The following is a 2,456-nucleotide window of genomic DNA, read 5'->3' as shown; positions in this document are numbered from 1 at the left end:
CCTGGGTCGCCTGCTGCGCGGGATCCCCGAGGGCCGCCGCGGCCTTCGCGCCGAGGGTGAAGACCTCGCGCCAGTGCGACCCGTGCGCCCACCGGTCGGAGAACCAGTGCATCGACTCCGCGCAGTCCAGGACGAGGGCGTCCGCGGTGTCCGTGCCGCTGCCCGCCGCGAGACGCAGCGCTCCCAGCCAGTTGCCCACGTTCACCCGCAGCCACCGCTCGGCCTGCGCCGCCGAGTCCATCGGGAGCAGGTCGGGGTCGGTCCGGTCGGGGCGGCCGTAGCCGGGTTCGAACCACCGCCCGGCCGTCGTGGCCGTGCGCAGCAGCCACGAGGTGACCCTCCGCGTCAGGGCCTCGCGCTCGGCCGGGGTCTCCTCGGCCTGGAGCCGTTCACGGGCGAACAGGCGCACCAGGTCGTGGAAGCGGTACCGGCCCGACTCGCCGTCCTGCAACAGGCCGAGGTCGACCAGGCCGTCGAGCGCGGTCCAGGCGTCCTCGACCGTCGTACCGCCGGCGACGGCGGCCAAGTCGGCGTCGAAGTCCTGGCCGGGGACGACGGCGAGCCTGCGGAACACCCGCCGCGCCGAGTCCGTCAGCTGGTCGTACGACATCCCGAAGGCATTGGCGATCTTCAGGTCGCCCGCCGTGAACTGGTCGAGCCTGCGCTCCTCGTCCGCCAGTCGGACCGCGAGCTCGGCGGCGTCCCAACTCGGGCGGCTGACCAGGCGGTTGCCGATGATCCGCAGAGCCAGCGGCAGGCCGCCGCACAGGTCGGCCAGCCGGGCCAGCGCCGACGCCTCGTCCGAGGCGGAGCGCTCGCCCAGGATCCCGGTCAGCAGCTCCGTCGCCTCCGAAAGCGGCAGCGGTCCGAGGGCGAGCCTGCGGACGCCCTCCAGGCCCGCCAGCAAACGGCGGGTGGTGATCAGCGCCCGTCCCGGACCGCCGCCCGGCAGCAGCGGGCGCACCTGCTCCTCCGAGGCGGCGTTGTCGAGCACGACCAGGGCGCGCCTGCCCAGCAGCAGCGACCGGTACAGGGAGGCGCGGCCCTGCGCGTCGGCCGGGATCTGCGGGTCGGCGACGCCGAGCGCGCGCAGCAGCGACCCGAGCGCCTCCTCGGCGGCGACCGGCCGCTGGGACATCCCGAACAGGTCGAGGAAGAACACCCCGTCGGGAAAGCTCGGCCGCACGGCGGGCGCCGCGCGCACCGCGAGCGTGGTCTTGCCCAGGCCCGCCGAGCCGGTGATCAGCCCCACCACGCCGACGCCCGGCGCGCTCTCGGTGTACACCAGCTCGCTCATCCAGACGAGCTCGGCGGTGCGACCGGTGAAGTCCTCGACCGAACGCGGCAGTTCGCACAGCCCGCTGGGGCGCGCCCAGTGGTCGCGCAGCCGGCCGTCGCGTGCCAGCCCGAGCAGCTGCTCGCGTGCCTCGTCCTTCAGCGCGAGCGCGTCCGCGAGGGCCGCGACCGTCCGGTGCTGCGGGCCCTTGCTGCGGCCGCGCTCCATGTCCGACAGCGTCCGCGCGCTCACCCCCGACGCCTCGGCCAGCTGCTCCAACGTCAGCCGCGCGGCGCGTCGATGACCGCGCAGCACCTCTCCGAACCCCGGGCCACCGGTAATGGCGCCCCACCCCCTCGTACTCCGTGCTCCCGTGCCGTCGTGACCAGCCGCGCTCGCGCTGGTCTCGCCACGTTAGTCGTCGGACAGGGGTGCTGGATTGCGTCAAATGACGTAGACGCCACCGGGACGTGGGAGCAGGGCCCGCGCCTCGGCAACCACGGCCCTCCCGGAGCGGGAGCGTCACTGGTTGACGCGGGGGCTCTGCACGTTGCCGTAGTACTGCAGCTGGTTGTTGGCGTTGTACGCCCAGAAGCCGACCTGGACCACGTACGCGCCCTTGCCCACGTCGACCCAGCTGTCGCGCCAGCCCGAGTACGTCTCGTTGACCGCCTTGTCGGAGCCGATCCAGCCGATGCAGCCGTAGTCGTGGACCCGCGCGCCGGTCACGGCGTTCACCAGCTGGGCGCAAGGGTCGATGTCGATGCCCAGCTTCGACTGGAAGCCGATGTTCGCCTCGATGTCGGAGTTGTCGGTGTCCTTGATGGCGGCGCAGGAGTCGAGCGAGACCCCCAGCGGCTCTCCCGCCCACTGCCCGGCAGGGCTGGTGAACCAGTTGCGGCAGCCACCCCCGGTCGCCGCCTGGGCGCCGGGGGCCAGGGCGACGGTGCCGGCGAAGGCGGCGCCGAGAACGACGGCAGTGGTGGTTGCCTTGGCGATGGCGGGGCGGACGGATCGGAACTCGGGCATGGTCGACTGTCTCCCAGAGAGGCGATGGATGCCTGCCGGCCGAGAAGGACGGCCGGCGGGTCGGATGCGCAACCGGCGGCGCACAGCCAGTCTCATCCGCCCCGCCCGCCCCACCCAAGGCTTCCGGTCGGATCCGGACGAACCCGGTTAC

2 protein-coding genes are annotated in these 2,456 nt (G+C 73.5%); both read right to left on the bottom strand.

Annotated elements, in window-relative coordinates; genetic code table 11:
* On the bottom strand, nt 1–1,591 hold a 1,591-nt coding region (locus TR50_RS41565; protein WP_052441897.1), incomplete at its 3' end, for a helix-turn-helix domain-containing protein.
* 207 nt (nt 1,592–1,798) lie between these two features.
* Nucleotides 1,799–2,305, bottom strand: a complete 507-nt coding sequence (locus TR50_RS41560; RefSeq protein WP_042435636.1) for a hypothetical protein — start codon at nt 2,303–2,305, stop codon at nt 1,799–1,801.
* Nucleotides 2,306–2,456: the final 151 nt, after the last annotated feature.

The sequence above is a fragment of the Streptacidiphilus anmyonensis genome, from assembly GCF_000787855.1.
In the GTDB taxonomy this organism is placed as follows: Bacteria; Actinomycetota; Actinomycetes; order Streptomycetales; family Streptomycetaceae; genus Streptacidiphilus; species Streptacidiphilus anmyonensis.
The sequence above is the reverse complement of the archived record's forward strand: the minus strand, read 5'-3'. Positions and strand labels throughout refer to the sequence as shown.

What these genes read in the sequence shown, in the direction of transcription:
- TR50_RS41560 (WP_042435636.1), bottom strand. Translation starts at nt 2,305, where the DNA reads ATGCCCGAGTTCCGATCCGTCCGCCCCGCCATCGCCAAGGCAACCACC.